The 25,872-nt window shown below is 63.8% G+C and carries 25 protein-coding genes; 11 read left to right on the top strand and 14 right to left on the bottom strand.

The features are described from left to right. Positions 1-56 precede the first annotated feature (56 nt). From arsH to FIU89_RS10865, 3 genes are read right to left on the bottom strand one after another with little or no spacing between them, the layout of a single operon-like run. Positions 57-785: an arsenical resistance protein ArsH gene (gene arsH / locus FIU89_RS10875; protein ID WP_152492608.1), complete on the bottom strand. Its 729-nt coding sequence runs from the start codon at positions 783-785 to the stop codon at positions 57-59. Beyond that, entirely contained in the window at positions 782-1,855 is a 1,074-nt protein-coding gene (gene arsB / locus FIU89_RS10870) for an ACR3 family arsenite efflux transporter (RefSeq protein WP_152492607.1), read from the bottom strand. Before arsB ends, arsH begins: the two co-directional genes overlap by 4 nt. 28 nt (positions 1,856-1,883) lie before the next feature. After that, the gene (locus FIU89_RS10865) at positions 1,884-2,216 is read right to left on the bottom strand and encodes a helix-turn-helix transcriptional regulator (protein ID WP_152492606.1); all 333 of its coding nucleotides are present in this window, start codon (positions 2,214-2,216) and stop codon (positions 1,884-1,886) included. A 169-nt stretch (positions 2,217-2,385) separates the two neighbouring features. On the opposite strand from FIU89_RS10865, the gene FIU89_RS10860 reads away from it, so the two are divergent. Further along, positions 2,386-3,366, top strand: a complete 981-nt coding sequence (locus FIU89_RS10860; RefSeq protein ID WP_152492605.1) for a zinc-binding dehydrogenase — start codon at positions 2,386-2,388, stop codon at positions 3,364-3,366. 72 nt (positions 3,367-3,438) lie between these two features. On the opposite strand, the gene tyrS is transcribed toward FIU89_RS10860, so the two are convergent. Next, positions 3,439-4,692 (bottom strand): tyrosine--tRNA ligase, encoded by a 1,254-nt coding sequence (gene tyrS, locus FIU89_RS10855; RefSeq protein WP_152492604.1) that lies wholly within the window; start codon positions 4,690-4,692, stop codon positions 3,439-3,441. 63 nt (positions 4,693-4,755) lie between these two features. Between tyrS and FIU89_RS10850 the strand changes: the two genes are divergently transcribed. The 7 genes from FIU89_RS10850 to FIU89_RS10820 all read left to right on the top strand — a co-directional run bounded on the left by FIU89_RS10850 (position 4,756) and on the right by FIU89_RS10820 (position 12,374). Further along, complete coding sequence (locus tag FIU89_RS10850; RefSeq protein WP_152492603.1) at positions 4,756-5,874, top strand: anhydro-N-acetylmuramic acid kinase; 1,119 nt, start codon at positions 4,756-4,758, stop codon at positions 5,872-5,874. Further along, entirely contained in the window at positions 5,871-6,620 is a 750-nt protein-coding gene (locus tag FIU89_RS10845; RefSeq protein WP_152492602.1) for an aspartate/glutamate racemase family protein, read from the top strand. The genes FIU89_RS10850 and FIU89_RS10845 overlap by 4 nt, the downstream gene beginning before the upstream one ends. Positions 6,621-6,897: 277 nt before the next feature. After that, entirely contained in the window at positions 6,898-8,496 is a 1,599-nt protein-coding gene (locus FIU89_RS10840; protein ID WP_152492601.1) for an ABC transporter substrate-binding protein, read from the top strand. A 419-nt stretch (positions 8,497-8,915) separates the two neighbouring features. Beyond that, positions 8,916-9,929, top strand: coding sequence for a TRAP transporter substrate-binding protein DctP (gene dctP / locus FIU89_RS10835; RefSeq protein ID WP_152492600.1), 1,014 nt, complete (start codon positions 8,916-8,918; stop codon positions 9,927-9,929). Between the two features lie 74 nt (positions 9,930-10,003). Then, on the top strand, positions 10,004-10,630 hold the full coding sequence (locus tag FIU89_RS10830) for a TRAP transporter small permease (RefSeq protein ID WP_152492599.1): 627 nt from the start codon (positions 10,004-10,006) through the stop codon (positions 10,628-10,630). Between the two features lie 3 nt (positions 10,631-10,633). Beyond that, a complete protein-coding gene (locus FIU89_RS10825) occupies positions 10,634-11,920 on the top strand; it encodes a TRAP transporter large permease (RefSeq protein WP_152492598.1) in 1,287 nt (428 codons plus the stop codon). Positions 11,921-11,933: 13 nt separating this feature from the next. Then, positions 11,934-12,374 carry a universal stress protein gene (locus tag FIU89_RS10820; RefSeq protein ID WP_152492597.1) on the top strand — a complete coding sequence of 147 codons (441 nt, stop codon included), beginning with the start codon at positions 11,934-11,936 and terminating at the stop codon, positions 12,372-12,374. A 109-nt stretch (positions 12,375-12,483) separates the two neighbouring features. Here the strand turns inward: FIU89_RS10820 and FIU89_RS10815 are convergent, their stop codons facing one another. From FIU89_RS10815 to FIU89_RS10795, 5 genes are all read right to left on the bottom strand, one after another. Continuing rightward, positions 12,484-13,815: an Nramp family divalent metal transporter gene (locus FIU89_RS10815; protein ID WP_216647015.1), complete on the bottom strand. Its 1,332-nt coding sequence runs from the start codon at positions 13,813-13,815 to the stop codon at positions 12,484-12,486. Positions 13,816-14,231: 416 nt separating this feature from the next. Beyond that, positions 14,232-15,293 (bottom strand): methyltetrahydrofolate cobalamin methyltransferase, encoded by a 1,062-nt coding sequence (locus FIU89_RS10810; protein WP_152492596.1) that lies wholly within the window; start codon positions 15,291-15,293, stop codon positions 14,232-14,234. Positions 15,294-15,296: 3 nt separating this feature from the next. Beyond that, entirely contained in the window at positions 15,297-16,229 is a 933-nt protein-coding gene (locus FIU89_RS10805; RefSeq protein ID WP_152492595.1) for a methylenetetrahydrofolate reductase, read from the bottom strand. A gap of 32 nt (positions 16,230-16,261) precedes the next feature. Beyond that, on the bottom strand, positions 16,262-16,567 hold the full coding sequence (locus FIU89_RS10800) for a virulence factor (RefSeq protein WP_152492594.1): 306 nt from the start codon (positions 16,565-16,567) through the stop codon (positions 16,262-16,264). Positions 16,568-16,797: 230 nt separating this feature from the next. Continuing rightward, positions 16,798-17,772 (bottom strand): hypothetical protein, encoded by a 975-nt coding sequence (locus FIU89_RS10795; RefSeq protein ID WP_152492593.1) that lies wholly within the window; start codon positions 17,770-17,772, stop codon positions 16,798-16,800. Between the two features lie 176 nt (positions 17,773-17,948). Between FIU89_RS10795 and FIU89_RS10790 the strand changes: the two genes are divergently transcribed. Together FIU89_RS10790 and FIU89_RS10785 are read left to right on the top strand one after the other, a co-directional pair. After that, positions 17,949-19,079, top strand: a complete 1,131-nt coding sequence (locus FIU89_RS10790; RefSeq protein ID WP_152492592.1) for a Ppx/GppA phosphatase family protein — start codon at positions 17,949-17,951, stop codon at positions 19,077-19,079. Next, positions 19,079-19,810, top strand: a complete 732-nt coding sequence (locus FIU89_RS10785; protein WP_152492591.1) for an RlmE family RNA methyltransferase — start codon at positions 19,079-19,081, stop codon at positions 19,808-19,810. The genes FIU89_RS10790 and FIU89_RS10785 overlap by 1 nt, the downstream gene beginning before the upstream one ends. A gap of 549 nt (positions 19,811-20,359) precedes the next feature. On the opposite strand, the gene FIU89_RS10780 is transcribed toward FIU89_RS10785, so the two are convergent. From FIU89_RS10780 to FIU89_RS10770, 3 genes are all read right to left on the bottom strand, one after another. Then, positions 20,360-20,575, bottom strand: coding sequence for a hypothetical protein (locus FIU89_RS10780; protein WP_152492590.1), 216 nt, complete (start codon positions 20,573-20,575; stop codon positions 20,360-20,362). Next, entirely contained in the window at positions 20,572-21,732 is a 1,161-nt protein-coding gene (locus FIU89_RS10775) for an aromatic ring-hydroxylating dioxygenase subunit alpha (protein WP_152492589.1), read from the bottom strand. The genes FIU89_RS10780 and FIU89_RS10775 overlap by 4 nt, the downstream gene beginning before the upstream one ends. A gap of 123 nt (positions 21,733-21,855) precedes the next feature. After that, a complete protein-coding gene (locus FIU89_RS10770) occupies positions 21,856-22,683 on the bottom strand; it encodes a helix-turn-helix domain-containing protein (RefSeq protein WP_152492588.1) in 828 nt (275 codons plus the stop codon). 223 nt (positions 22,684-22,906) lie between these two features. Between FIU89_RS10770 and FIU89_RS10765 the strand changes: the two genes are divergently transcribed. Further along, a complete protein-coding gene (locus FIU89_RS10765) occupies positions 22,907-23,293 on the top strand; it encodes a hypothetical protein (RefSeq protein ID WP_152492587.1) in 387 nt (128 codons plus the stop codon). Positions 23,294-23,311: 18 nt separating this feature from the next. Here the strand turns inward: FIU89_RS10765 and ilvN are convergent, their stop codons facing one another. Together ilvN and FIU89_RS10755 are read right to left on the bottom strand one after the other, a co-directional pair. Further along, positions 23,312-23,872: an acetolactate synthase small subunit gene (gene ilvN / locus FIU89_RS10760; protein WP_152492586.1), complete on the bottom strand. Its 561-nt coding sequence runs from the start codon at positions 23,870-23,872 to the stop codon at positions 23,312-23,314. Positions 23,873-23,914: 42 nt separating this feature from the next. Beyond that, complete coding sequence (locus FIU89_RS10755) at positions 23,915-25,672, bottom strand: acetolactate synthase 3 large subunit (protein ID WP_152492585.1); 1,758 nt, start codon at positions 25,670-25,672, stop codon at positions 23,915-23,917. Positions 25,673-25,872 lie beyond the last annotated feature (200 nt).

Below are 25,872 nucleotides of genomic sequence, written 5' to 3'. Positions count from 1 at the left end.
CCTCGGACCGGCGCGCCATACGCGTAGGGTGGGTGAAAACCCACGCGCCGCACGGGTCACTCCGTCCCGATCGCCTTTGCCGCGTTCACCCGCGCCGACAGCTCCTCCAACGTCTCCACCCGCTCGCTGTAGCGATCCGTCAGGTAGCCCGCCTGTCCGCGCGTCAGCACCGTGAATTTCACCAATTCTTCCATCACGTCCACCACCCGGTCATAGGGCGGCCCCGGCTTCATCCGGTCGGCCTCGTCGAACGCGTCCCAGGCTTTCGGCACCGAAGACTGGTTCGGGATCGTCAGCATCCGCATCCAGCGCCCCAGGATCCGCATCTGGTTCACCGCGTTGAAGCTCTGGCTGCCGCCGCTCACCTGCGCCACGGCCAGCACCTTGCCCTGCGTGGGCCGGATTCCTCCGATAGGGGCCAGCGGTATCCAGTCGATCATGCTCTTCATCACGCCGGTCATCGCGCCATGCCGCTCGGGACTGACCCAGACCATGGCTTCGGACCACATCACCAGCTCGCGCAGTTCGGCCACTTTCGGATGGCTCGCCTCCGCATCGTCCGGCAGGGGCAACCCGTGCGGATCATACGTCCGCGTTTCCGCGCCAAGATGGCGCAACACCCGCGCCGCTTCCTCGCTCAAGAGGCGCGAGAACGACCGCTCCCGCAAGCTGCCATAAAGCAGCAGCACACGCGGTACATGGGCGGCGCGTTCCGCCGGGAACAGCTTGCCTTCGTCGATATCGGGCAGGGCGCCCGCCTTCAGGTTCGGCAACTCGTCCGTCATCGCGCGCCCTCCCGTTCAGCCGAGTGCCCAGGAAACCGCGCCCGTGTCCGGTTGGCGAAGGCCACCAGCGACAGCATCACCGGCACCTCCACCAGCACGCCCACCACCGTGGCCAGCGCCGCGCCCGAGTTGAGGCCGAACAGGCTGATCGCCACGGCTACCGCCAGTTCGAAGAAATTCGAGGTCCCGATCATCGCGCAGGGCGCCGCCACCCGGTGCGGCACGCGCATCACGTAGGCCGCGCCATAGGCCAGCGCGAAAATCCCGTAGCTCTGGATCAGGATCGGCACCGCGATCAGCGCGATCACGAAGGGGTTCGCCAGGATGATGCTGCCCTGCAAGCCGAACAGGATCACCACCGTCGCGATCAGTCCGATGATCGACCACGGCTTCACCCGTGCCGTGAACGCCTCGATGGCGGTTTTTGAGCCCAGCATCCGCCGCGTCACCAGCCCCGCCACCAGCGGCAGCACCACGTACAGCACCGTCGCCGTCACCAGCGTCTGCCACGGGACGGTGATGTCCGTCACCCCCAGCAGCACTGCCACAATGGGCGCAAAGGCCACAACCATGATCAGGTCGTTCACCGACACCTGCACCAGCGTATAGGTCTCGTCACCGCGGGTCAGTTGCGACCACACGAACACCATCGCCGTGCAGGGCGCCGCCCCCAGCAGGATCAGCCCCGCGATATACTGCGCCGCATCCTCCGGCGCGATCCAGGGCGCAAAGACGTGGTCGAAGAACAGAACCGCCAGCAGCGCCATGGTGAAGGGCTTGATCAGCCAGTTGACCACCAGCGTGATCACCAGACCCTTTGGCTGTTTCGCCACCGCCGGGATGGTGCTCAGGTCCACGCCGATCATCATCGGATAGATCATCGCCCAGATCAGCACCGCCACCACCAGGTTGATCTGTGCGACTTGCGCCGCCGCGACCGCCTCCACCAGCCCGGGCGCCACGACGCCCAGCGTGATGCCCAGCACGATGGCCAGCGCGATCCAGACGCTCAGATAGCGTTCGAACACGCCAAGTCCGTTGTCCTGCGCGGTATCGGCTCTGTCCGTCATGCTTGCCTCTCTTCCGGTTCTGCCCTGGTCAGCACTTGAGTGAAATCTCGTCGATAAGTGACTGGCATTGCGCCGGATTCCCGCCGCAACAATCCTCCATCAGGAACCCCAGCAGCCCGCGGATTCCCTCGATCTCGGCCCTATAGCGCACCGATCGACCCTCCCGCGCAGCCCGGATCAGCCCGGCTTGCGACAGGATCGACAGATGGGCCGACATGGTGTTCTGCCGCACCGCGCAGCGTTCCGCGATCTCACCCGCCGCCATGCCCTCGGGGCCGGCGCGCATCAACAGGCGAAACACGTCCAGACGCGTGTCCTGCGACAGCGCCTGAAGGGCGGAAAGGGCGGCTGGCTTATCCATATATCGAGAAATATGGATATATTGCCCGCAACGCAAGCGACGTTTCCATGAAAGGGAACCGCTGCCGCCACGGCAGCACGGCGGCGCAGGAACAAAACCCATCGCCACCCGTTCCGCCGGGAACAGGCCCGCAGTCCGGCCGCACACTCAAAAAGAAAGGTCGATCCCAATGAAAGCCGCCCTCCACGACACGTTCGGCGACCCGGCAAAGGTCCTCTACGCCACCGATACCGACACGCCCGAACCGGGCGAGGGGCAGGTGCGCATCAGGACCCTTCTGTCGCCCATCCACAACCACGACCTCTGGACGGTACGCGGCACCTACGGCTACAAGCCTTCGCTGCCGGGCGCCATCGGCGGCTCCGAAGCGGCGGGCATCGTCGATGCCGTGGGCGCGGGCGTCGATGACAGTCTCACCGGCCAGCGCGTCGCCGTCGCGGGCGTCCACGGCACTTGGGCCGAGCATTTCCTGGCCCCGGCGAACGGCCTCATGCCCTTGCCCGAGCAGATCTCCGACGAGCAGGGCGCCCAGCTCATCGCCATGCCGTTCTCGGCCATCTCCCTGCTCGACAGCCTGAAGGCCGACAAGGGCGACTGGATCGCCCAGACCGCGGCCAACGGCGCGGTGGGCCGCATCATGGCGGTTCTGGCAGCCGAACGTGGCATCAACCTCGTCAACCTCGTGCGCCGGGAGGAGGCGGCGCAAGGCCTGCGCGATGCCGGCAAGTCCAACGTCATCTCGACGTCCGATGACGACTGGACCGACCGGGTGCGCCAGGCGGTCCGCGATGGCAAACTGGTGTCCGCCATCGACTCCGTCGGCGGCGACATCGCGGCACATCTTGTCGATATCCTGTCCAGCGACGGCGAACTGATTGTATTTGGCACCGCCACGGGCGAGCCGATGCCGCTGTCGTCGGGGCCTCTCATCATGAAGCAGATCACGGTCAAGGGCTTCTGGGGCGCGCGCGTCGGGTCCGAGATGGACCCCGACCGCCGCGAAAGCCTGATGAAAGAACTGGTGACACTCGCCATGCAAGGCAAACTGCCCCTGGCAACGGACGAAAGCTTCAGCCTCGACCGGATCACTGACGCCGTCACCGCCTCGCTGACGCCCGGTCGGGCCGGCAAGGTGATGATAAAACCCTGAGCCCCGAACGGCCCCGTTTTCCGAAAAATAAAACGCCCCGGAATTTTTCAAAAATTCCGGGGCGCCAAGGCCTTACCCGGCGATCTTCACCAGCGCGTGCCGCTTCTTGCCCGCCGACAGTTTGATCGGGCTGGCCAATGCCTGCGCATCCACCATCAGGCCCGCGTCGGTCAGCGGCTGGTCGTCCAGCCTGGCGCCGTTCTCGGCAATCAGGCGCTTGGCCTCCTTGCCCGAGCCCGCCAGCCCCGATTTCACGATCAGCTGCACAATGGAAATCCCGTCGCCCACCTCTGCCGCCGACAGCTCCAGCGTCGGCAAATCGTCCCCGACGCCGCCTTTCTCGAACACTTCCCGCGCCGTGGCCTCGGCGTTTTCCGCCGCCTGCGCCCCGTGCAAGAGGGTGGTGACCTCGTTCGCCAGAATGACCTTCGCCTCGTTGATCTCCGCCCCCGCCAGCGCGCCCAGGCGCTCGCATTCGTCTACCGGCAACTCGGTGTAAAGCTTCAGGAACCGGCCAACATCCGCATCCATCGTGTTCCGCCAGAACTGCCAGAACTCGTAGGGCGACCGCATGTCGGCGTTCAACCACACCGCGCCGTCCGCCGACTTGCCCATCTTGCGCCCATCTGCGGTTTCCAGCAGGGGCGAGGTCAGGCCGTAGATCTCATGGTCCAGCACCCGCCGCGTCAGGTCGATCCCGTTGACGATATTGCCCCACTGGTCCGACCCGCCCATCTGCAACAGGCAGCCATAGCGCCGGTTCAGCTCCAGGAAGTCGTAGGCCTGCAGGATCATGTAGTTGAACTCGAGGAACGACAGCGATTGCTCGCGGTCCAGCCGCGACTTGACGGATTCGAAGGACAGCATCCGGTTGACGGAAAAATGCCGCCCGATATCGCGCAGGAACTCCAGGTAATTCAACCCGTCCAGCCATTCGGCATTGTTCAGCATCAGCGCATCGGTCGGCTCGTCGCCATAGGCCAGGTAGCGCGCAAAAACCTGCTGCATCCCGTTGATATTGCTCTCGATCTGTTCCGGCCCCAGCAAGGGCCGCTCGTCCGACCGAAAGCTGGGATCGCCCACCTTCGTGGTCCCGCCGCCCATCAGCGTGATCGGCTTGTGCCCGGTCTTCTGCAGCCACCGCAACATCATGATATTCAGCAGATGGCCCACATGCAGCGACTGCGCCGTGGCGTCATAACCGATATAGGTCGGCACCACGCCCGCGCTCAGGGCCTCGTCCAGCCCCTGGTAATCGGTGCAGTCGGCCAGAAAGCCGCGCTCGATCATCGTGGCCATGAAATCCGATTTGGCGTGGTAGGTCATATCGCTTGTCCCAGCTGGTTTTGCGCGGCATGTATAGGGATGGTTCAGGCGAAGGAAAAGGCCATGTTGAAGGCCGGTTTGAAGAGCGGCCCTGTCTGGGCATTGGGGGCGATGTCGGGCACCTCGCTCGACGGGGTCGATGCCGCCATGGTCCAGACCGATGGCGAGACGATTTTTGCCTTCGGCGACAGTGCCTATCGCGCATATTCCCCCACCGAAGAGGCCGTTCTGCGCGACGCCTTGGGCAAGTGGCCGGACGAGGTGGGGCAGGAGGTCCTGCCGCTCGTTCAACAGGCCCATATCGACGCGCTGTCGCGCTTTCAGGGCGCGCAGATCGTCGGGTACCACGGCCAGACCCTGGCGCATGAGCCTCAAGGGCGCGGCACGCACCAGTTGGGCGATGGCGAGGCGCTGGCCATGCATCTCGGCCTGCCGGTGATCTGGGATTTCCGCAGCGCGGACGTGCGCCTGGGGGGCGAGGGCGCGCCGCTCGCCCCGTTCTTCCACTTCGCCTGCGCCAAGTGGATGGGGGCCGACCGCCCGCTGGCGTTCCTCAACCTCGGCGGCGTGGGCAACATCACCTGGATCGACCCCAGCCGCGACCGCCCCGATCAGGACGGCGCGCTTCTGGCTTTTGATACCGGCCCCGCCAACGCCCCCGTCAACGACCTCATGATGCAACGCCGGAACCAGCCTTGCGACCGCGACGGCGCATTGGCCTTGCAAGGCACCGTGGCCCAGGGCGCGCTCGAGCTCTTCCTCGACGAGCCATACTTCCGCAAGATCCCCCCGAAAAGCCTCGACCGAGACGCCTTTTCCGACCTCTACACCCTCGTGCACGAACTCTCCGATGCCGACGCCGCCGCGACCCTGACCGCGATGAGCGCCGCATCGGTCCTGCAGGCGATGGAGCATTGCCCATCCCCGCCCGAACGCCTGCTGGTCTGCGGCGGCGGGCGCAAGAACCCGGTGATGATGGCCATGCTGCGCGCCGCGCTCGACGCCGTGGTCGACCCGGTCGAGGCCGTGGGCCTCGACGGCGACATGCTCGAAGCCCAGGCCTTCGGCCACCTCGCCGTGCGCGTGTTGCGCGGCCTGCCCACATCCTGCCCCGCGACAACCGGCGTCGCGGCGGCTGTGGCAGGCGGCACTGTCAGCTGGCCGGACGGAAGCTCGCGATGAAATACGATCTGGACACCGGCATGGGCACCCGCATCGGCCTCGTGGTCCTCAGCACCGACGAGACGCTGGAAACCGAGGCGCGCCACGTTCTTGCGGGCCGCGACGTGGGCGTGCATCACACCCGCATCTTTTCCGACAACGAGGTCAGCCCCGCAAACCTGCTGTCCATGCAGGAACGCATGGCCGCCTCCGCAGCCCTTCTGCCGGGCGAGCTGAATGCGGTGGGCTACGGCTGCACCTCCGCCTCGGCGTTGATGGGGCCCGACCTGGTCGAGGGACAGGTGCAGCTGGCCCATCCCGGCGTGCCGGTCACCAACCCGATCAGCGCCGTGGTGGCCGGTCTGCGCGCCCTCAACGCCTCACGCATCGCGATGGTCACGCCATATTCGGCCCAGGTGATCGCCCCCATGCGCACATTCCTCGAATCGCGCGGCATCGAGGTGGTCCATAATCTCAGCTTCGGCGAAACCGACGACCGCCGCGTCGCCCGCATCACCGAATCCTCCACCCACGCCGCTGTGACAGAGGCCGCCAAGGCGGCGGGCGTGCAGGCCATCTTCACCTCTTGCACCAACCTGCGCACCTTCGGGGTGATCGACACGCTGGAATCCGAGCTTGGCCTGCCGGTCATCAGCTCCAACCAGGCGCTGCTGTGGCACGTTCTGGGCCGCGCCGGGACTGATGCGCGCGGCTGGGGACCGGGCTGGCTCTTCCAGACCGAGGGCGTGCGCACCGCCGTCGCCTGACCGGCGCCACCGCCACGTAGGGTGGGTGACAACCCACGCGTGCATACCGCCCACTTGTCGCCGCCCGACCATCCGATTGCACCGCCGCAGGGGCGACCAGGACGCTCAAAAAAGTGCCACCCGGCGGGGGAAACCGCGCATCCTCCCAACATCCACGAGACAGATCGTGAAAAGACTCGCTAAGCTGCGCCATGGGGGAGGCGCATCACGTGCAGTACGTCCCCCCGGAAACATAAAAAACGGCTGCCAAAAAGGCCGGTCCAACAAGGAGAAGAGAATGGATTTCCTCGACAAACTGACGCGCGACCTGCGCACGCGACGGATCTCGCGCCGCCGCTTCATGCAACAGGGCCTGGCCGCCGGCGCCACCGTCTCGGCGCTGTCGCTGACCGCCGACATGGTCCACGCCCAGACGCCGAAAAAGGGCGGACATTTCCGCGTCGCCCGCGGCCACGGCGCCACCACCGACAAGCTCGATCCCGGCGTGATCGAGAACGGCTACACCATCGGTCTCTCGCTCGGCGGCTACCAGGGCTACCTGACGCAGATCGGCACTGACGGCGGCCTGGAACCGTCGCTCGCCGAAAGCTCGGAATCCTCGCCCGACGCCAAGACCTGGACGTTCAAGCTGCGCGACGGGCTGGAATTCCACAATGGCCGCACCGTCAAGGCCAGCGATGTCGTGGCCTCGATCAACCACCATCGCGGCGAGGGCAACACCTCCGCCGCCGGCCCGCTGGTCGCGCCCGTGGTCGACCTCAAGGCCGATGGCGATCTCGTCGTGGTGGTCGAGTTGGAATCCGGCAATGCCGACTTTCCCTTCATCATGACCGATTACCACCTGCCGGTGATGCCCGCCAATGACGACGGCACCATGAACTGGCAGGATTACATCGGCTGCGGCTCCTACGTGCTCGACAATTACGACGCGGGTGTCAGTTCGCAGCTCTCGCGCCACGCCAACCACTGGTCCGACGACGTGGCCTTCTTCGACACCGTCGAGGTGCTGTCGATCATCGACCAGAACGCGCGCACCTCGGCGCTGGTGTCGGGCGACGTCCACGTGATCGACCGGGTCGACCTCAAGACCGCGGCACTTCTGGGCCGCCGCCCCGGCGTGAACCTGAAAACCACCACCGGCACGCTGCACTATTCCCTGCCGATGCTCTGCGACGTCGATCCCTATACCGACAACAACATCCGCCTCGCGGTGAAATACGCCATCGATCGGCAGGAACTGGTGGACAAGATCCTCTTCGGCTACGGCGAGGTCGGCAACGACCATCCCATCGGCTCGGGCCAGCGCTTCTACAACGACGAGCTGGAACAGCGCCAGTACGACCCTGACAAGGCCAAATTCCACCTCAAGGAAGCCGGCCTCGACTCCCTGCAGATCGAGATCATGGCCTCCGAGGCCGCCTTCGCCGGCGCGGTCGACGCGGCCATCTTGATCCAGAACTCCGCCAAGGGCGCCGGCATCGACCTCAAGGTAAACCGCCAGCCCAATGACGGTTTCTGGGCCGACCACTGGATGAAATCGCCCTTCATCACCAGCTATTGGAGCGGGCGCCCGGTGGAGGACCAGATGTTCTCGACCACCTACCAAACCGGCGTGTCGTGGAACGAGTCGCACTGGTCGAACGAGCGTTTCGACAAGCTCCTTGTCGAGGCGCGCGCCGAACTCGACGAGGCCAAGCGGCGCGACATGTATTTCGAGATGCAGAAGATCCTGAACGAAGAGGGCGGCTCGGCCATCCCGATGTTCGCGTCCTACGTTTTCGGCGTGGGCGACGATGTCGGCATGCCCGAACAACTGGCCACCAACTGGGATCTCGACGGCGAACGCTACATGGAACGCTGGTGGCTCAACAGCTGACCTGAAGGGCAGGGTGGGGCGCCCGGACGACCGGCACGCCCCACCGATCCGCCAAGCGCCGGACGGCATCGCATCCCTTGGAAACGCAGCGTGGAAAACCGGATGTCGGCACGCGTTTTGGGCGGCGGCTGACCGGCCGCCTGTGCCCGGTTCCGTGCGAAAATCATGCCTTTGAGAACGTTTTTCGCGTTGCTCGCACAGGTTCTCATAGAAAAGCCACCTGATTTTTCGGCATGGTTTCCGGCGCTGCAGCCCATGGTCAGTGCACAGGCATTGGCTTGATTTTATTGAGTAAATTCAACACCTCCAAAGTCCCGCCACCGCGTCGCGCCACCTCGGTCGCGCCGGATAAGTTCATTGACAGCTTAACTTCGGCCCCTCAGCCTAGGGTCAGTCACGAAAGAAATGGGAGATTTGAAATGGCTAGATTTTTGCCCACGTCCTTTGCCGCCGCGGTCGCCGCGGGCATGGCATTGAGCGCAAGTACCGCGAACGCCGAGACCTGGCGCTACGCTTTCGAAGAAGCGCTCGACGAGGTCCAGGGCGTCTATGCCCAAAAGTTCAAGGAAGAGGTCGAGGCCAATTCCGACCACACCATCCAGCTCTTCCCCTACGGCACGCTGGGTGAATCCGCCGATACGATGGAACAGGCCCAGACCGGCATCCTGCAATTCGTCGATCAAAGCCCCGGTTTCACCGGCTCGCTGATCCCCGAGGCGCAGGTCTTTTTCGTGCCGTACCTGCTGCCGCAGGACACCGAGAAGCTGGGCGAGTTCTTCCGCACCTCCAAGGCCATCAACGAAATGTTCCCCGAGCTTTACGCCGAGCAGGGGCTGGAGCTGTTGACCATGTTCCCCGAAGGCGAAGTCTGCATGACCACGCAGGAACCCGTCACCGGGCCGCCCGACCTCGACCAGGTCAAGTTTCGCGTCATGACCAATCCGCTGCTGGTGGAAAGCTACAAGGCGTTTGGCGCCACTCCCACGCCGCTGCCGTGGGGCGAGGTCTACGGCGCGCTTCAGACCGGCATCATCCAGGGCCAGGAAAACCCGATGTTCTTCATCGAGTCGACGAAGATGTACGAGGTGACCGAGGTCATCACCTGTGCCGGCCACAACAACTTCACCACCGCCGTGATGGCCAACAAGGATTTCTATGATGGCCTGTCGGAAGAGGACCAGACGGTGATCCAGAACGCGATCGACGTCGCCTTCGACCACATCATCGACTACCAGAAGGGCCTGCACGAAGAGAGCATCGAGAAGATCAAGGAAGCCAAGCCCTCGATGCAGGTCAACACCCTCAGCGAGGAAGAACGCCAGCCCTTCGTCGAGGCCGGCGCCTCGGTCGAGGAGACCTTCCTCGAAATGACCGGCGATGGCGGCAAGAAGATCCTCGATCAGCTCAAGGCCGATCTGGAAGCCGTCCAATAATAACAACAGCCGTGCGGCGGCCGTGCCTTGCGGGGCGCGGCCGCGGCCGGAACCACTGAACGCGGGGACAGGCTATGTCAGACGAACACGGCTCGCAGATCCAGTCGCAGACCGACACTACGGGGCTGGACGACGAACCCACGGGAGAATACGTCTCCACGCTGCCCGGAATTCTCGGCACCATCGACATTCTCATCAGCAAGATCGAGGCGGTGATGCTCGCCGTCGGTGTGCTCCTGATGGCGGCCAATACCATCGCCAACGTGGTCGGGCGCTTCGTCTTTCAGAACAGCATCTTCTTTTCCGAAGAACTCAACCGCATCCTGATCATCCTGATCACCTTCGCCGGGATCAGCTATGCTGCCCGCCATGGCCGGCATATCCGCATGTCCGCGATCTACGACACCATGCCGCCCAAGGCCCGCAAGCTGATGATGATCGTCATCACGCTGGTCACGGCGGTGTTCATGTTCGGGCTGGCCTATTACGCCTACGGATACATCCTCACACAGTCGGGCAGGGGCCGCGTCCTGCCCTCGCTTCAGATCCCGGTCTGGATCACGCTCGTCTGGGTGCCCATCGGCTTCTTCATGACCGGCGTGCAGTACCTGCTGACCGCCATCAAGAACATCATCGACAAGGATATCTACCTCTCGACCGCCGTGCTCGAAGGGTATGACGACACCGAGAAGGAGGTCTGAGCGATGGCCCTTACCATCTTTTCCATCATGGTCGTCCTTCTGCTCCTGGGCTTTCCGATGATGATCCCGCTGATCGTCGCCGCCTTCGTCGGCTTCTACACCATGTTCGGTGGCTTCGGTCAGCTTGAAACCATGATCCAGCAGATCATGGCGGGCATTCGGCCCGCGTCCCTGATCGCCGTGCCGATGTTCATCTTCGCCGCCGACATCATGACACGTGGCCAGTCCGCAAATCGCCTGATCGACCTTGTCATGGCCTTCGTGGGGCACCTGAAGGGCGGGCTTGCGGTGTCCACCGCCGCCGCCTGCACCATGTTCGGCGCGGTCTCCGGTTCAACCCAGGCCACCGTCGTGGCCGTCGGCTCGCCGCTGCGCCCCCGGATGCAGAAGGCGGGCTACAACGACAGCTTCATCCTCGCGCTCATCGTCAACGCTTCGGACATCGCCTTCCTGATCCCGCCCTCCATCGGCATGATCATCTATGGCGTCGTTTCCAACACCTCCATCGCCGAGCTTTTCATCGCCGGCATCGGGCCGGGCCTGCTGATCCTGTTCCTGTTCTCGGTCTACGCCTGGATCTACGCGGTCCGCCACAACGTGCCGACCGAACCGAAGTACAGCTGGGACGAACGTTTCAGCGCCGGGCGCAAGGCGCTCTGGCCGCTGGGTTTCCCGGTGATCATCATCGGCGGCATCTACGGCGGCATCTTCAGCCCGACCGAGGCGGCGGCCGCCTGCGTGCTCTACGCACTGGTGCTCGAAGTCATCATCTTCCGCGAAATGGACCTCAAGGGCGTCTACGAAACCGCCAAGTCCACCGGCCTCATCACCGCCGTGGTGTTCATCCTAGTGGGCGTCGGCGCCGCGTTCTCATGGGTCATTTCCTTCGCCCAGATCCCGCAGGAAATCCTGGGCGGCATCGGCATCGACGAGATGGGCCAGATCGGCGTGCTTTTCGTCATCTCCATCGCCTTCTTCATCGGCTGCATGTTCGTCGACCCGATCGTGGTGATCCTGGTCCTGGTCCCGATCTTCGCGCCGGTGGTCGATTCCGTCGGCCTCGACCCGGTGCTGGTCGGCACGATCATCACGCTTCAGGTCGCCATCGGCTCGGCCACGCCGCCCTTCGGCTGTGACATCTTCACGGCCATCGCGGTCTTCAAGCGCCCCTATATCGAGGTCATCCGAGGCACGCCGCCCTTCATCTTCATCCTGTTGTCGGTCGCCGTGCTGCTGATCTTCTTCCCCCAGATCGCCCTGTTCCTGCGGGACCTGGCCTTCGACAAGTAACCGGAGGAGAGACATGTACAAATTCATCCTGGTGCCCTTCGACGGGTCGCCCAATTCCGAGCTGGCCGTGGACAGGGCCATCGAGATGGCTGCGCTTTGCGGCGGGGCCGCGCTGACGATCCTGACCGTCTATCGCCACCATTCGATGCTCGAGGCGTCGCTCTCCATGGTCCGCCCCGACGATCCGGGCAACATGGACGACGCCATGCGCAGCCACGCCGAAGAGGTCGTCGGCACCGCCAAGAAACGCGCGCAGGACGCCGGCAAGACCGATGTCCGCGCCTTCGTCATGGCCGGCCCGACCGCGCGCAACATCGTCAAGTTCGTCGAGGAACACGGCATCGACCTGATCGTGATCGGCCGGCGCGGCATGGGCTCGATGGAAGGCTACCTTCTCGGCAGCGTCTCGCAGAAGGTCACGTATCTCTCGCCCGTGCCGGTGCTGATCGTCTGACGCGGCGGCACGCGCGTCCGGGGCAGGGGGGCCGCATCCGGCCCGCCCATGAAAAAAGCCGCGCCACGGTATCCCGTGGCGCGGCCTTTTCGTACAAGGTCAGGGCGCGCTAGGCCGTCGCCATCATGTACAGCACGTAGATCGACACCAGGGTCAGGCCGATTGTCCCGGCCCAGGCCAGTCCCATCATGAAGCGACCGGGCATGTGCTCGCGCTCCTCGGGTGTCTGGAACCCGTCGGTGATCGCCTTGATCGTCAGCCAGTAGATGACCGGCGAGAAGACCAGCGCCAGGATCGAGGCAAGCTGCACCACCAGGATCGGCTTCGGCAATCCGAACATCACCGCGGCCCCCCCGATGACCCACAACACCTGAAACCCGCGGTTGATCAGCTTGCGCGTTCCCGGCGTGTCCCAGCTTGTCTTCAGCCGCACACAGCATTCCTCGAACACCCGCGCCTGACCGTCGAAATAGGTGAACACGGTCGAAAAGAGCGCCGCGATACCGCCCGCGATAATGACCGGGAAGACCCACGCACCGAACGTGTCGGTATAGATGCGCGCGATGGTCACGCCCATTTCACGCCCCGCGGGAACCAGCCCGATCGGGTTCAGCACGACGGCGCCCACGATCAGGAACACCATGCCGGTCAGCGCCGCAACGATGTAGGACACGTTCATGTCGCGGCGATAGAGGATCATCGAGTTCTTCATGTAGTCGGGATGCACCTCGACCTTGTGGCCCTTGGCGCGCATCTCCTTGACGTAGACCATGCCGCTTTTCTTGTCGACGGCCCAGTTGGACTGCATCGCCGAAACCTCGGTCGTGGTCGGAAAATACCCGAACATCGCCCCGAACAGGATCATGGCCCCGGCCGGCGGAAGGCTCGGCAGCAGCCGCGACAGGTACTCGCCCGGGGGCGGTGCCTGCAGCGCGAAGGCGATGAAGGAAGACAGCGCGAAGACGATGATCGCCACCTTCACCACGCCTTCGAACACCTCGTACTTGCCCAGCCACAGGATCGCGACGCTGATCAACAGAACGGACATCGACCACATTTCCAGCGACATGAACGGAAACGCGGCCCAAAGCAGCGCACCGCAGCCCAGGGCCCGCCCGGCAATGCCAAAGGTGTTGGCCAGCGACTGGAAGCCAAGATACCAGAACGGCCACTGGCCGACCCGGCCATAGGCGTTCATGATGCTTTCGCCCTTCACCATCGTGTAGCGGTGCGCGAATTCGAAACAGCAGTATTTCAGGATATAGGCCGCCGGGATGATCCACAGCAGGGCGTAACCGTACTGCGCGCCGGCGGTCGGACCGTGCATGATGTGGCTCGCCCCGATGCCCGTCATCGCGGCGGCGATGCCCGGGCCTGCGTTCTTCCAGGTGTCCTTCAGCGTCGTTCCCGGCGCATCAAGATAGATCGTTTCGCCTGGCACGGCATCGGATCCGCTTGCGGCGGTATCCTTGCCTCCCGCTGGTATTGAAATGTCACTCAACTCTTGTCCTCCCAGACATCGTGCAAGCCCTTCGCAGGACCCCGGCCCGATGCGCCCTGAGGCCGCTCGGGTGGTCCGTGACACGCGTCGGGCGATACTCTTGTTGTCAGGGCAAATTGAGGCAGCGCGAACCTCCTCGTACGCGCTGTCCTTTTACCCGTACTGGTAGGCTGGCATCCCACACACCAAAATTCAAGACAAATATAATTGCGCGTCCGAACCGGCCATTTGCGGCCCCGTGTTCCGACTGAGAGCTAGCAGGATTTCGGGCATGTCAGAAGCCCGCTCACCCCCCTCGCACAATGAAAAAGCCCCGGCGCAAGACCGGGGCTTTCCAGATTTCACTGTCCGGGTGTTCAGGCCCGGCGACGGCGCCGTCCACCGCGTCCGCCACGTCCGGCCTCTTCTTCGCCGGCTTTCGGCGGGGCCTTGTTGAACTTGATCCACTCGCCGCCATGCGGGTCGTTGTTGGTCAGGAAGTTGGCGGCGCGAATGGCCTCCATCTCCTTGCCCGCGCGCGGCTTCGTGCTGCCCAGGCCAAACAGCTGGCAGAAGGTCTCGTCATCCATGTCCTCGGGAATGATGATCCCCGCGGCCTCGGCCTCGGCTCGCTTGGCGGCCTTCTCGGCCTCCTTCACGGGCAGGGCGATCGGGTTCATGATGGCGCTCGTCATCCCCGCACCCATCGCCATCGGCAGGAATGCGTTGTTGATCCCGTGCCGGTTGGGCAGGCCGAAGCTGATGTTCGACGCACCGCAGGTGGTGTTCACGCCCAGTTCCTCGCGCAGGCGGCGGACAAGCGTAAAGACCTGCTGACCGGCCGTGCCCATCGCGCCGATCGGCATGACCAGCGGGTCGACCACGATGTCATGCGCCGGGATACCGAAATCGGCGGCCCGTTCCACGATCTTCTTGGCCACGGCAAAGCGCACGTCGGGGTCTTCCGAAATGCCCGTGTCGTCGTTGGAAATCGCCACCACCGGCACGTTGTATTTCTTGACCAGCGGCAGAACCAGCTCCAGCCGCTCTTCCTCGCCGGTGACCGAGTTCAACAGCGGGCGGCCCTCGCAGGTCTCAAGCCCCGCCTCCAGCGCGCCGGGCACCGAGCTGTCGATGCACAGCGGCACATCCACCAGCCCCTGCACCAATTCCACGACCTTGCGCATCAGCGGCGGCTCGGTCTGGTTGGGATCGGGGTTCGAGTTGTAGACAACGCCCGCGTTGATATCCAGGACCGTCGCGCCCGCCGCGACCTGCGCGATGGCGTCTGCCTCCACGGTCGAGAAATCGCCCGCTTCCAGCTCGGCGGCCAGTTTCTTGCGGCCGGTCGGGTTGATCCGCTCACCGATCACGCAGAACGGCTGGTCGAACCCGATGATGGCGGTCTTGGTTTTGCTTTCGACGATGGTACGCGTCATGACTTATCCTTGTTTCGCGGCGGGCACGGTCGAGGCGCCGCCGTTTTCGATCGCCCACTCGGCGTTGGTCTTGATGCCGCCCAGCGGGAAGAAGTGCACGTTGGTGATGTTGAAATCCGGGTTGGCCGCCTTGTGCGCCGCCAGCTTGGTCAGCACGTCGGTCGGCTCGTAGGGCAAGAGCAGCTTCGACACATCCATCGCCCGCTTCTGCAGCACCTTCAGCGACGGACCCACGCCACAGGCAATGGCGAACTTGATCAGCGTCTGCAGTTTGGCAGGCCCGGCGATGCCGATATGGATGGGCAGGGTGATACCGGCGGCCGACAGGTCGTTGGCCCACTTGATGATCGGGTCGGCGTCGAACGCGAACTGCGTGGCCAGCGCCATCTCGGCGTCGGTCCGCTCGGAAAACTTCTGTTTCCACTGCATCGCGTCGTCGACGTTCCTGCGCCCGCCATCGGGGTCGATGTCCTTGTTGCCCTCGGGGTGGCCCGCCACGTGCAGCCGCTTGAAGCCCGCGCGGTCGAACGCGCCCGATTCCAGCAACTGCATCGAGCTGTCGAAATCGCCATGCGGCTCGGTCACGCCACCGGCCAGCACCAGCGCCTGGTCGACGCCCGCCTCGCCCTGGTAGCGCGCGATCCAGTCTTCCAGCGTCGCCCGGTCCTTGATGATCCGCGCCGGGAAGTGCGGCATCACCTTGTAGCCCTCTGCGGCCACGCGCTTGGCGGTCACCACCATGTCCTCGATCGGCGTGCCCTCGATATGCGCGATGTAGACGCGCGTGCCCTCGGGCAGCAGGTCGCGGAAATTGTCCACCTTCTCGGCGGTGCGCGGCATCACCTCGATGGAATACCCGTCCAGCAGCGCCTCGACCTGCGGGTTCACGGTGCGTGCGCCCGGGGCTTCACGTTTCTTGAAGTTCAAAAGAGCCATCGCGGCCTCCCAGAAAGATTTGCGGGCACCGCTCACTGCGAGCCGGCCCAACCGTCATTCGCGATCAGCTGCTTGATGCGGTCCTGATCGTATTCCTTGTCCAGCCGCGCCGCCTCGGCCTCGGCCACCGCGTCGGCATCACCCTCCACCTCGTAGGGCGCGGCCTTTCGCCACTCGGCGAGATAGGCATCGGTATCCTCGGCGCCGACCTTCATGGCGGCACGGTCTATGGCCTGCTCGAACCGCTCGGGCAGGGGGCGCTTGGACCCGCGCCGGCCCTTGCCGACGATCACCTGCGCGGGGATGTCCCGCCAGTATACCACAGTCACATCGACCATCGCTGATTCCTCTACCTCGATTGACTCTCTCTAGTTCACCAGCCGGGTCCGAAAGGGTCGTTTTTCGACTTAACGGCATCTTCCAGCGACGTCACCCTAACCGGGATGTCGTTTCAAGACCACTGCAAGCCACCGGAAAATGATTCAAGTTTATCCCGCGCATGGCTCAACGCCTGCGGCACGAGGCCGAGCGGTAACAGCCTGAGCCGGTCTTGACCTCATCCGGCTCGTCAGGCGGTCACGATCGAGATGAAGTCCTGGGGGGCAAGTCCCGGCGTGCCCGTCAAGGCACCAAGGTTGATCGTGCCCGAAACACTGTCTCCGGCCTCGTTCAGAAACGACACGACGATCTCCAGAGTGTCGCCATCCTCGCTGTCGCGGATTTCGGTCTCGACCGCGTCGCCGGACCCGGCGGTGTCGCTCAGGTCGATCACGATCTGGTCTTCCGCGGGATCGAAATCGCGCAGGTCGAGAATGCGCGCCGGACCCGCGTCTTCATCCGCGCCGTCGCCATAGGCCGGCATGAAGGTCAGGGTGTACGTATCGGCCCCGTCACCGCCATAGGCCTGCAACCCGATTTGCGGGCCCTGGTCGGGCACGGCAAGGTCGAGGTTCAGCCTGTCGTCGCCATCGCCACCTTCCAGGCGCGTGAACTCCTCGTCATAGCTCTCTTGCTGGACGTTGATCTCGTCGTTCCCGTCACCGCCCCGCAGCAGCGAGGCCGACGGGTCGCGGGCCGTGATCACGTCATCTCCCGCGCCGCCATCCGCGTTCACATTGTAGACGATAGGCTGATCTTCCCCGATCGTGATCGTGTCGTTCCCGTCCTGGCCGAGGATGTCGATGTTATTGACCTGCGTCGCGATGGAATCGTTCCCATCACCGGCTTCTACTGTCTCGACGCGGGCGTCGATATCCTCGGCTGCGATCGTGTCATCACCGTCGGTGCCCATAAACACGGTGTCCGCGACGGGCATGTCGCTCTCATCCTCCGGCGGCACGTCCCCGGGGTCTTCTCCAGTGTCACCTCCTGAGTCTTCGCCGGAGTCTTCGCCGTCCGTCGACGGGTCCTGCGCACCATCGTCACCCTCACCAGGCGTGGACACATCCCGCGCCGGTTCGTCGTCATCGTCGTTGACGAACTCATCAATGATAAACGCACTGGCCCCGATACCCAGCAGCGACAAGGCGATAATCGTAAACATGGCACCCCCAATGGCCCGAACAGACCGCAGCCTTCAAAGGCTACGGGCAAACATCTGCCGAAGTCAAACGCGACCCGGCCCATCAACGCCGAGGGGAATGTTGATGAGTAGCAAGTATTGCGTGACGGCCCTGGAAGGACTACCTTTATATCAACTCGAAATGGAGGGCGTGAGTTATGGCGCCCAAGCGTCCCGAAAGTGCGGGCGCGGTCCCTCGTTCACCAGAACGGCCAAAGGTCGAAAGCCCCGCACTGATCTCGCCCGAATCCCGCCCGCTCTACGCGGCGCTGGATCTGGGAACGAACAGTTGTCGTATGCTGATCGCCCGACCCGACGGCGCTCAGTTCAAAGTCGTGGACAGCTTCTCGAAATCGGTGCAGCTGGGGCAGGGGCTGGAACAGACCGGCAAGCTGTCGCGCGCCTCGATCTACCGTACCATCCAGGCCCTGCGCGTCTGCCAGCAAAAGCTAAAGCGCAACAAGGTGCGCCGGATGCGGCTTGTGGCGACCGAGGCGTGCCGCCGCGCCTCCAACGGGGCCGCCTTCATGAAAAAGGTCGAGCGGGAAACCGGCCTGCGCCTCGACATTATCGAACCCCAGGAAGAGGCGCAGCTTGCCGTCGTCTCCTGCGCGCCCCTGGTCAGCAAGAAGACCGAGCAGCTGCTGGTCGTCGATATCGGCGGCGGCTCGACCGAGCTTGTCTGGATCGACCTCACCAACGTGCGCCCGCGCGAACGGGCCTCGGCCATCATGCGGATGCATGGCGGCTTTCCCGACGCCCGCCGCAGCGACGGCCCCTCGGCCCGCGTGGTCGACTGGATCAGCGTGCCGCTCGGGGTCGCGACCCTGCGCGACCAGTTCAACGATGTCGAGGATGACGCCGCCCGCTTCGCTTTGATGAGCTGGTTTTTCGAGGAAAACCTCGCCGAATTCGCCCCCTACAAGGACGAACCCCCGCGCGACGGCTTCCAGATCGTCGGCACCTCGGGCACGGTGACGACCGTGGCGGCCAGCCATCTCGGGCTCAAGCGCTATGACCGCAACAAGGTCGACGGGCTGCGCATGACCTCCGAACAGATCGACAAGGTCATTCGCGACTACCTCGCCATGGGCCCGGCCGGCCGCCGCCGCGACCCGCGCATCGGTCTTGACCGGCAGCCGCTGATCATGTCTGGCGCGGCGATCCTCCAGGCGCTTTTGCGCTGCTGGCCCACCGACCGGCTGTCGGTGGCCGACCGCGGCCTGCGCGAGGGCATGCTCTACGCCCAGATGGCCGCCGACGGCGTGTTGATCGAAGGACAGGACTGATGGCCAAGAAACCAACCGGCAAGGGCCCCACGGGCAAGAACACCTCCGGCCGCGGCCAGCGCGACCTGACCGTCAAGGTCAAGACCGCCAAGGGCCGGCGCAGCAGTTCCACCCGCTGGCTGCAACGGCAACTCAACGACCCATACGTGAAACGCGCCCAGGCCGAGGGCTATCGCGGCCGTGCCGCCTACAAGATCATGGAGCTTGACGACAAGTTCCGCTTCCTCGTCCCCGGCGCGCGTGTGGTGGACCTTGGCTGCGCCCCCGGCGGCTGGTGCCAGGTGGCCGTGCCCCGCGTCAACGCCCTGGGCGAGAAATCCGGCAAGGCGCAGGGCTCCATCCTCGGCATCGACCTGCAGGAGGTCGAGCCCATCGCCGGCTGCGAGTTGCACGTGCTGGACTTCATGGAAGACGACGCCGACGACAAGGTGAAGGAATGGCTCGGCGGCAAGGCCGATGTGGTCATGTCCGACATGGCCGCCGCGTCTTCCGGCCACAAGCAGACCGACCACCTGCGCATCATCGCCCTCTGCGAGGCCGCGGCCTACCTCGCCTTCGACGTGCTCGAAGAGGGCGGCACCTTCGTCTCCAAGGTTCTCGCCGGCGGGGCCGAGGGCGACCTGCAGAAATTGCTGAAGCAACGCTTCACCAAGGTCGCCAACGTCAAGCCGCCCGCGTCCCGCTCCGACAGTTCCGAGAAATTCGTGGTGGCCACGGGCTTCCGCGGCTAAAGCCTCGCCGACCCCCCGATCAGCGAGCGCTCCGCCGCCTGGCGAAACCTCAGGGCCGCCTGTCGATCGTTCGGTCTCGGGGCAGGGGGCATGGACCGTATTTTCAGCGCCATGTTCTCCTGCCGCAGCAGTTCGAACAGGCGCGCATGGCGGGCCATGGACATTTGATCGGGGCTGGTCTGCATGTGGCCTCGATGGGGGATTGCGACACTCTCCTGCAAAAAACCTGCCATCCCATTAAGGCAATTCTGGCCCGGACATCGTTCGATTTGCGGGCACCGGGACGCAAGGGCGTCCTCGGGCAGAGATCCCGGATCAAGTACGGGAGTCCGCGTGACCGGCCGCATAGGGTGGGTGAAAACCCACGCGCCGCCGGGGCCGTTGGCTTCACCCGATCTTAACGCTCTCCTGATCGCGCGGGTCGCACCGCACGCCCGGTTAATCCCAGGATCTGGGCAGAAATCGCACCGCCGCGATACCACCTGGATACCGACGCGATACCGACGTGCCGAATCCGGTCGAGTCGCAATCCTTAACCGTCCAGTGCCCTCAGGCCTCGCGCCCGTGCCGCACCAGCCGCGAATGCAGGCTCCGAGCCGCCGGCGCCCCGGCCTCCAGCGCGAACACATACGCATGTGTCAGGTAGAAACACGACGCGTCCAGGTCATTCGCCGTATCCGCCGCCTGCGTGTAAAGCCGGATCAGGGCGGCACTGTCATACGCCTCGTGCGCCGCGATCATCGCAGTGTCCAGCGTCCCGCTCATTCCGCGGCCTTTCCCATGCCGCGGTAGGCCTCGACCTTGCCGGCAACCCAGTCATGAAAACAATGGGTTGGGCTGTCCATGACGGGCGAGAACCGCCCCCCGTCGAACTGGTCCGCATGGCGCCCGCGCTGCATGCCTTCGACCACGAAGAGATCCTCTTCGAAGACCGTCTTCCAAAGCTGCGTGTTGCGCATCCGCAGCCCTTCGTCGCTGTCGGGAACGGAATAATACAGATGGATATGCTCGACCGTCTTCTCGGGGCCCTTCGGCTCCAGGATGATGGCGAAGGCGTGGTCGCGATGCACGCCCAGAAGGACGTTGGGGTAGACCGCGATATATTCCGCCTGTTCATTCCACTTTGCGCCAACCCCTTCAAAATCAGGGAACTTTTCGCCGTTCTCGTTGGTCAACTGACGATAGACCATCGTGCCCTGACCCGAGAACGCGCCGGGCTTTTCGATGTTGTAATGGTCCTCCAGCTTGGAATAGCTGTTGAGGCCCGGATGCACCCACGGCAGGTGATAGCTCTCGCAATAATTCTCGACCGCCAGCTTCCAGTTGGTGTTGACCTCGAACTCGATCTTGCTGTCGAATCCACCGTGATAGACGGGCAGTTCAAACTCCGACCAGCGTTCCATGACCTCGCTCATGGCCTCCTCGAAGGCCGGCGCATCGCCCGACACGTTGACCCACACGACATCGCGCCACACATGGCTGCGCACCTCGATCAGGCCAAGGTCGTCGCGCTTGATGGCCTCGTGCGTGTTGTGCCCCGGCCCGCCCACATGCGGGGTCGAGACCAGCTTGCCCTTGGTGGAATAGCACCAGGAATGGTAGGGGCAGCGGATCGCGCCCTCGATCTTGCGCGGCTCTTCCACCAGGATCATGCCCCGGTGGCGGCAGATGTTCTGGAACACCCGGACATCGCCATCCTTGTCCCGCAACAAGAGCAGCGGCATGCCCAGGAACTCGATCGGCTTGGCATCCCCCGGCTCCGGCACGTCGGCGGCCACGGACAGCCCGGCCCACTGCGTATAAAGCAGCGCCTGACGCTCCTCGGCATAGACGGCGGGGTCGATGTAATGGGCGTTGGGCAAGCCGTTGGCCTGTTCCACACTGGTGCGAACGGCGGAAAGATCGGAAATCGTTGCGGACATCGGTGGCGCATCCCCTTGGCTGGTTACGCGTTCCGATTGCCTGAAATCCGCGTGCCGTAACCGACAAATCCCGACATGACCTCACGAAATGCGACGCGCGTGGCGCTCGGTTTGGAAGGCGCTCTAGCGAAAGGTCTCGTTCAGGCGCAACAGCCTTGCATGGAACAGGGGAATATCCTCCAGCGCCGCCAATCCCGCACGGCGCGCGACCGGCAGTGCCCGTTGCAGACCGGGACCGAGATACTCGTAGACCATGCGCGCCGCCCGTCGCCCGGTGACCTTTTCGCGCACCGTCCGCGTGGCGTAACCTTCCCAGATATTGGACTGGAAGGAGGTCTCCCGCGTCAGGAAGTTGAAGGAACAGGCCAGCGAACTGCGATGCGTGACAAGCGCCATCACACCTTCCTCCTGGCGCATGACAAGGCCGCGGTATTCGCGACTGCCAGCCGCGGTGGACAGGCCCTGGCTTCGCAGGGCGTCGCGCGGCTCGAACCCCCGCAGGAAGGTGTAGGGCTCTTGGCGATGCACATAAACAAGACCTATGGTAAACAACGCGTCGTCGATAAAGGACCGCCGGACGAAACTGTAGAACCCACTGGGAAAGGCATCCTCCGGCACCGCTGTAGGTCCGCTGCCGAAGAAGCCCGACAGAAACGGATGGCTCAGCAGTTCGGGAGAGGTTGTGTAGATCGCCTCGACAGGTTCGAGCAATATCCGCGCATCGACATTGAAGAACCGGCAAATCTGATGCAGCACGTCCGGTCGTGGAAAGCTTTCGCCCGACAGGTAGCGATTGAATTGCGTGCGGTTGATTCCCAGTTCTCGGCACAGCGCCGAAACCGACCCGTACGGCGCGGTAAGGGTTTTTAGGTTCTGTCCGAATATTCCTCTCAGCGCGGCCGGGTCCTCGGGATGATGCGGACTTGCGCCTGTTGCGGTTTTTTTTGTCAACTTGGCATCGTTTCCGTTTCCAGCCGACACGCCCCGCAGGGTGTCGGATACATGATTTGGCAACTGATTACACGAACCCGAACAGTTCTGTCCAGAAAATGACGCGAATTAGCGTCAGGCCAAGACGCATCTGACACAAATGGATGTAGCCGATGCGTCGATTTTACAGTGAATGCAGCGTGGCACTGTCCTATCCTTAATTCAGGATAGTTGCGGGGACGCTATGTACGGTGCTGTATTGTGGACTGATCGATGCACGAAACGGGCGCTGATCTGGTGCGAGGACCACGGAAGCCTGGCCTTTTTCGACGGCGACCAATCGCAGCTCTCCGAAGCGCCGAGCTTCGAAGAAGGCGATCTTGTTTCATTCAAGATACGTGACGGGCGCGGTGTGCGCATCGCCTACGAGATAGAAATTGTGTCAAGCGAGCAGTACCCCTTTCTGGCCGCAGATCTGCGCGGCATGACCGAGACGCAACTACTCGCGCCCCAGTCAGGCCAGGCAGGCGCTGCCAGCAATATCCTGCCCTTCATGCCGGGCCGCGACCGCCGCAATGTCGCGCCCCCGGCGGGACCGGATACCAAGCAGGCGATCGTCAAGTTCAGCTAGGCAAGACCCCCGCGAGGCTCAACTGCCGCGCGACAGGGCCGCGACCCCGGTGCGGGCAATCTCTTCCAGCCCGAGGGGGCGCATCAGGTCGGCGAACGCGTCGACCTTCTCGGACGTGCCGGTGATCTCGAACACGAAACTGTCCAGTGTGCTGTCCACCACGTTCGCTCGAAAGATATCCGCCAGCCGCAGCGCCTCGACCCGCTTGTCGCCTGTCCCGGTGACGCGCAACAGCGCCAGCTCGCGCTCGACCGTGCGCCCCTCGACCGTCAGGTCATGCACTTCGTGGACCACCACGATACGGCCCAGCTGGGCCTTGATCTGTTCGATGATCTGCGGTGTGCCGGTGGTGACGATCGTGATCCGGGACATGTGCCCCGTATGATCGACCTCGGCCACGGTCAGGCTGTCGATGTTGTAGCCGCGCCCCGAGAACAATCCGATCACGCGGGCCAGCACGCCCGGTTCGTTGTCCACGATGACGGCAAGCGTGTGACGCTCTTCGGCATCCGAGAAGGTCGGGCGCAAGTTGTAGGCCGAATGGCTGGACGCGCCTTTTTTGATTTTGAGAGCTGACATGAGCTTCTGGTCCTTTGAAGTTTGCCGGGCGACAGTGCTGGTCTACACCAGCACCGCGCCGCCTGCGTCGATGGCATCGGCCGTGGACGCATTTTCGCCCAGCAGCATCTCGTTATGGGCCTTGCCCGACGGGATCATCGGGAAGCAGTTCTCGTGCTTCTCGACCAGGCAATCGAAAATCACCGGCCCGTCGTAGTTCAGCATCTCCATGATCGCATCATCCAGATCGGCAGGATCCGAGCACTGGATTCCCTTCGCCCCGAACGCCTCGGCCAGCTTGACGAAATCGGGCAGGGCGTCGGACCACGAATGCGAATAGCGCTCGCCATGCAGCAGTTCCTGCCACTGGCGCACCATGCCAAGGCGTTCGTTGTTCAGGATGAACTGCTTGACCGGCAGGCGGTACTGTACCGCGGTGCCCATCTCCTGCATGTTCATCAGCCATGACGCCTCGCCCGCGACGTTGATCACCAGCGCCTCGGGATGCGCCACCTGCACGCCGATCGAGGCCGGGAAGCCATAGCCCATGGTGCCCAGCCCGCCGGAGGTCATCCAGCGGTTCGGGTCCTCGAAGCCGAGGTATTGCGCCGCCCACATCTGGTGCTGGCCTACCTCGGTGCAGATGTAGCGATCATGCCCCTTCGTCAGCTCTTCCAGCCGGTGCACCGCGTGCTGAGGTTTGATCGTCTTGCCCTTCTGCGTGAACGCCAGGCAGTTGATCTTCTTCCATTCCTCGATCCGGCTCCACCAGTTGCGGATGGCCTCGCGGTTGACCTTGGCCCCGCGTTCCTTCCAGACCGAAAGCAACTGGCGCAGCACTTCCTTGACGTCGCCCACGATGGGAAAGTCGGTGCGGATCACCTTGTTGATCGAGGACGGGTCGATGTCGATATGTGCCCGCTGCGAGCCCGGCGAGAACGCGTCCAGCCGTCCCGTGATCCGGTCATCGAACCGCGCGCCGATATTGATCATCAGGTCGCAGTCATGCATCGCCATGTTGGCCTCGTAAAGGCCGTGCATCCCCAGCATCCCCAGCCAGTTCTTGCCCGAGGCAGGATAACAGCCCAGGCCCATCAGCGTGGAAGTGATCGGGATGCCCGTGGCCTCGACCAGCTCGCGCAGAAGCGCGGTCGCCTCGTCGCCCGAATTGATGACGCCGCCACCTGTGTAGAAGATCGGCCGCTCGGCCTGTTCCAGCGCCTCGACCAGCTCGGTGATCGTATCGATATCGCCGGTGGTCTGAGGCTGGTAATGCGAGGTCTTCGTCTGCGCCGGCTCCAGATACTTGGCCGAGGCGAACTGAACGTCCTTGGGGATATCGACCAGCACCGGCCCGGGCCGGCCCGAGGTTGCCACGTGAAAGGCCTCGTGGATGGTCTGGGCCAGCCGCTCGGTTTCCTTGACCAGCCAGTTGTGCTTGGTGCAGGGGCGGGTGATGCCCACGGTGTCGGCCTCCTGGAACGCGTCGGAGCCGATCATGAACGTGGGCACCTGGCCGGTCAGTACGATCAGCGGTATGGAGTCCATCAGCGCGTCGGTCAGGCCCGTGACCGCATTGGTCGCGCCGGGCCCCGAGGTCACCAGAACGACGCCCGGCTTGCCGGTCGAGCGTGCGTAACCTTCGGCGGCATGGACCGCGCCCTGCTCATGCCGGACAAGGATGTGCCGAATGTCATTCTGCTGAAAAATCTCGTCATAAATCGGTAGCACGGCACCGCCGGGGTATCCGAATACGACGTCCACACCCTGATCCTTCAAGGCCTGAACCACCATTTTCGCTCCGGTCATCTGACGTGTCATCTTGTTGCTCCGTTCATGACATGTGTCTCATTGCGTTACGCATAAAAAAGCCCCCGGAGGGTTCCGAGGGCGCATGGGGTACCGTTATGGTGTCCGTTACCGGCCCATGCGCCATTCACCTACGATTACGATTAGCGATGCCATTTTTGGCGACTCCCTGCTGCGTTTGGCGACCTTAGGTGCGGCTTTCGGGAGCGTCA

Source organism: Roseovarius sp. THAF27 (assembly GCF_009363655.1).
Taxonomy (GTDB): Bacteria; Pseudomonadota; Alphaproteobacteria; order Rhodobacterales; family Rhodobacteraceae; genus Roseovarius.
This window is presented reverse-complemented; position numbering and strand designations above follow the sequence as displayed.

What these genes read in the sequence shown, in the direction of transcription:
- arsH (WP_152492608.1), bottom strand. Translation starts at nt 785, where the DNA reads ATGACGGACGAGTTGCCGAACCTGAAGGCGGGCGCCCTGCCCGATATC.
- arsB (WP_152492607.1), bottom strand. Translation starts at nt 1,855, where the DNA reads ATGACGGACAGAGCCGATACCGCGCAGGACAACGGACTTGGCGTGTTC.
- FIU89_RS10865 (WP_152492606.1), bottom strand. Translation starts at nt 2,216, where the DNA reads ATGGATAAGCCAGCCGCCCTTTCCGCCCTTCAGGCGCTGTCGCAGGAC.
- FIU89_RS10860 (WP_152492605.1), top strand. Translation starts at nt 2,386, where the DNA reads ATGAAAGCCGCCCTCCACGACACGTTCGGCGACCCGGCAAAGGTCCTC.
- tyrS (WP_152492604.1), bottom strand. Translation starts at nt 4,692, where the DNA reads ATGACCTACCACGCCAAATCGGATTTCATGGCCACGATGATCGAGCGC.
- FIU89_RS10850 (WP_152492603.1), top strand. Translation starts at nt 4,756, where the DNA reads ATGTTGAAGGCCGGTTTGAAGAGCGGCCCTGTCTGGGCATTGGGGGCG.
- FIU89_RS10845 (WP_152492602.1), top strand. Translation starts at nt 5,871, where the DNA reads ATGAAATACGATCTGGACACCGGCATGGGCACCCGCATCGGCCTCGTG.
- FIU89_RS10840 (WP_152492601.1), top strand. Translation starts at nt 6,898, where the DNA reads ATGGATTTCCTCGACAAACTGACGCGCGACCTGCGCACGCGACGGATC.
- dctP (WP_152492600.1), top strand. Translation starts at nt 8,916, where the DNA reads ATGGCTAGATTTTTGCCCACGTCCTTTGCCGCCGCGGTCGCCGCGGGC.
- FIU89_RS10830 (WP_152492599.1), top strand. Translation starts at nt 10,004, where the DNA reads ATGTCAGACGAACACGGCTCGCAGATCCAGTCGCAGACCGACACTACG.
- FIU89_RS10825 (WP_152492598.1), top strand. Translation starts at nt 10,634, where the DNA reads ATGGCCCTTACCATCTTTTCCATCATGGTCGTCCTTCTGCTCCTGGGC.
- FIU89_RS10820 (WP_152492597.1), top strand. Translation starts at nt 11,934, where the DNA reads ATGTACAAATTCATCCTGGTGCCCTTCGACGGGTCGCCCAATTCCGAG.
- FIU89_RS10810 (WP_152492596.1), bottom strand. Translation starts at nt 15,293, where the DNA reads ATGACGCGTACCATCGTCGAAAGCAAAACCAAGACCGCCATCATCGGG.
- FIU89_RS10805 (WP_152492595.1), bottom strand. Translation starts at nt 16,229, where the DNA reads ATGGCTCTTTTGAACTTCAAGAAACGTGAAGCCCCGGGCGCACGCACC.
- FIU89_RS10800 (WP_152492594.1), bottom strand. Translation starts at nt 16,567, where the DNA reads ATGGTCGATGTGACTGTGGTATACTGGCGGGACATCCCCGCGCAGGTG.
- FIU89_RS10795 (WP_152492593.1), bottom strand. Translation starts at nt 17,772, where the DNA reads ATGTTTACGATTATCGCCTTGTCGCTGCTGGGTATCGGGGCCAGTGCG.
- FIU89_RS10790 (WP_152492592.1), top strand. Translation starts at nt 17,949, where the DNA reads ATGGCGCCCAAGCGTCCCGAAAGTGCGGGCGCGGTCCCTCGTTCACCA.
- FIU89_RS10785 (WP_152492591.1), top strand. Translation starts at nt 19,079, where the DNA reads ATGGCCAAGAAACCAACCGGCAAGGGCCCCACGGGCAAGAACACCTCC.
- FIU89_RS10780 (WP_152492590.1), bottom strand. Translation starts at nt 20,575, where the DNA reads ATGAGCGGGACGCTGGACACTGCGATGATCGCGGCGCACGAGGCGTAT.
- FIU89_RS10775 (WP_152492589.1), bottom strand. Translation starts at nt 21,732, where the DNA reads ATGTCCGCAACGATTTCCGATCTTTCCGCCGTTCGCACCAGTGTGGAA.
- FIU89_RS10765 (WP_152492587.1), top strand. Translation starts at nt 22,907, where the DNA reads ATGTACGGTGCTGTATTGTGGACTGATCGATGCACGAAACGGGCGCTG.
- ilvN (WP_152492586.1), bottom strand. Translation starts at nt 23,872, where the DNA reads ATGTCAGCTCTCAAAATCAAAAAAGGCGCGTCCAGCCATTCGGCCTAC.
- FIU89_RS10755 (WP_152492585.1), bottom strand. Translation starts at nt 25,672, where the DNA reads ATGACACGTCAGATGACCGGAGCGAAAATGGTGGTTCAGGCCTTGAAG.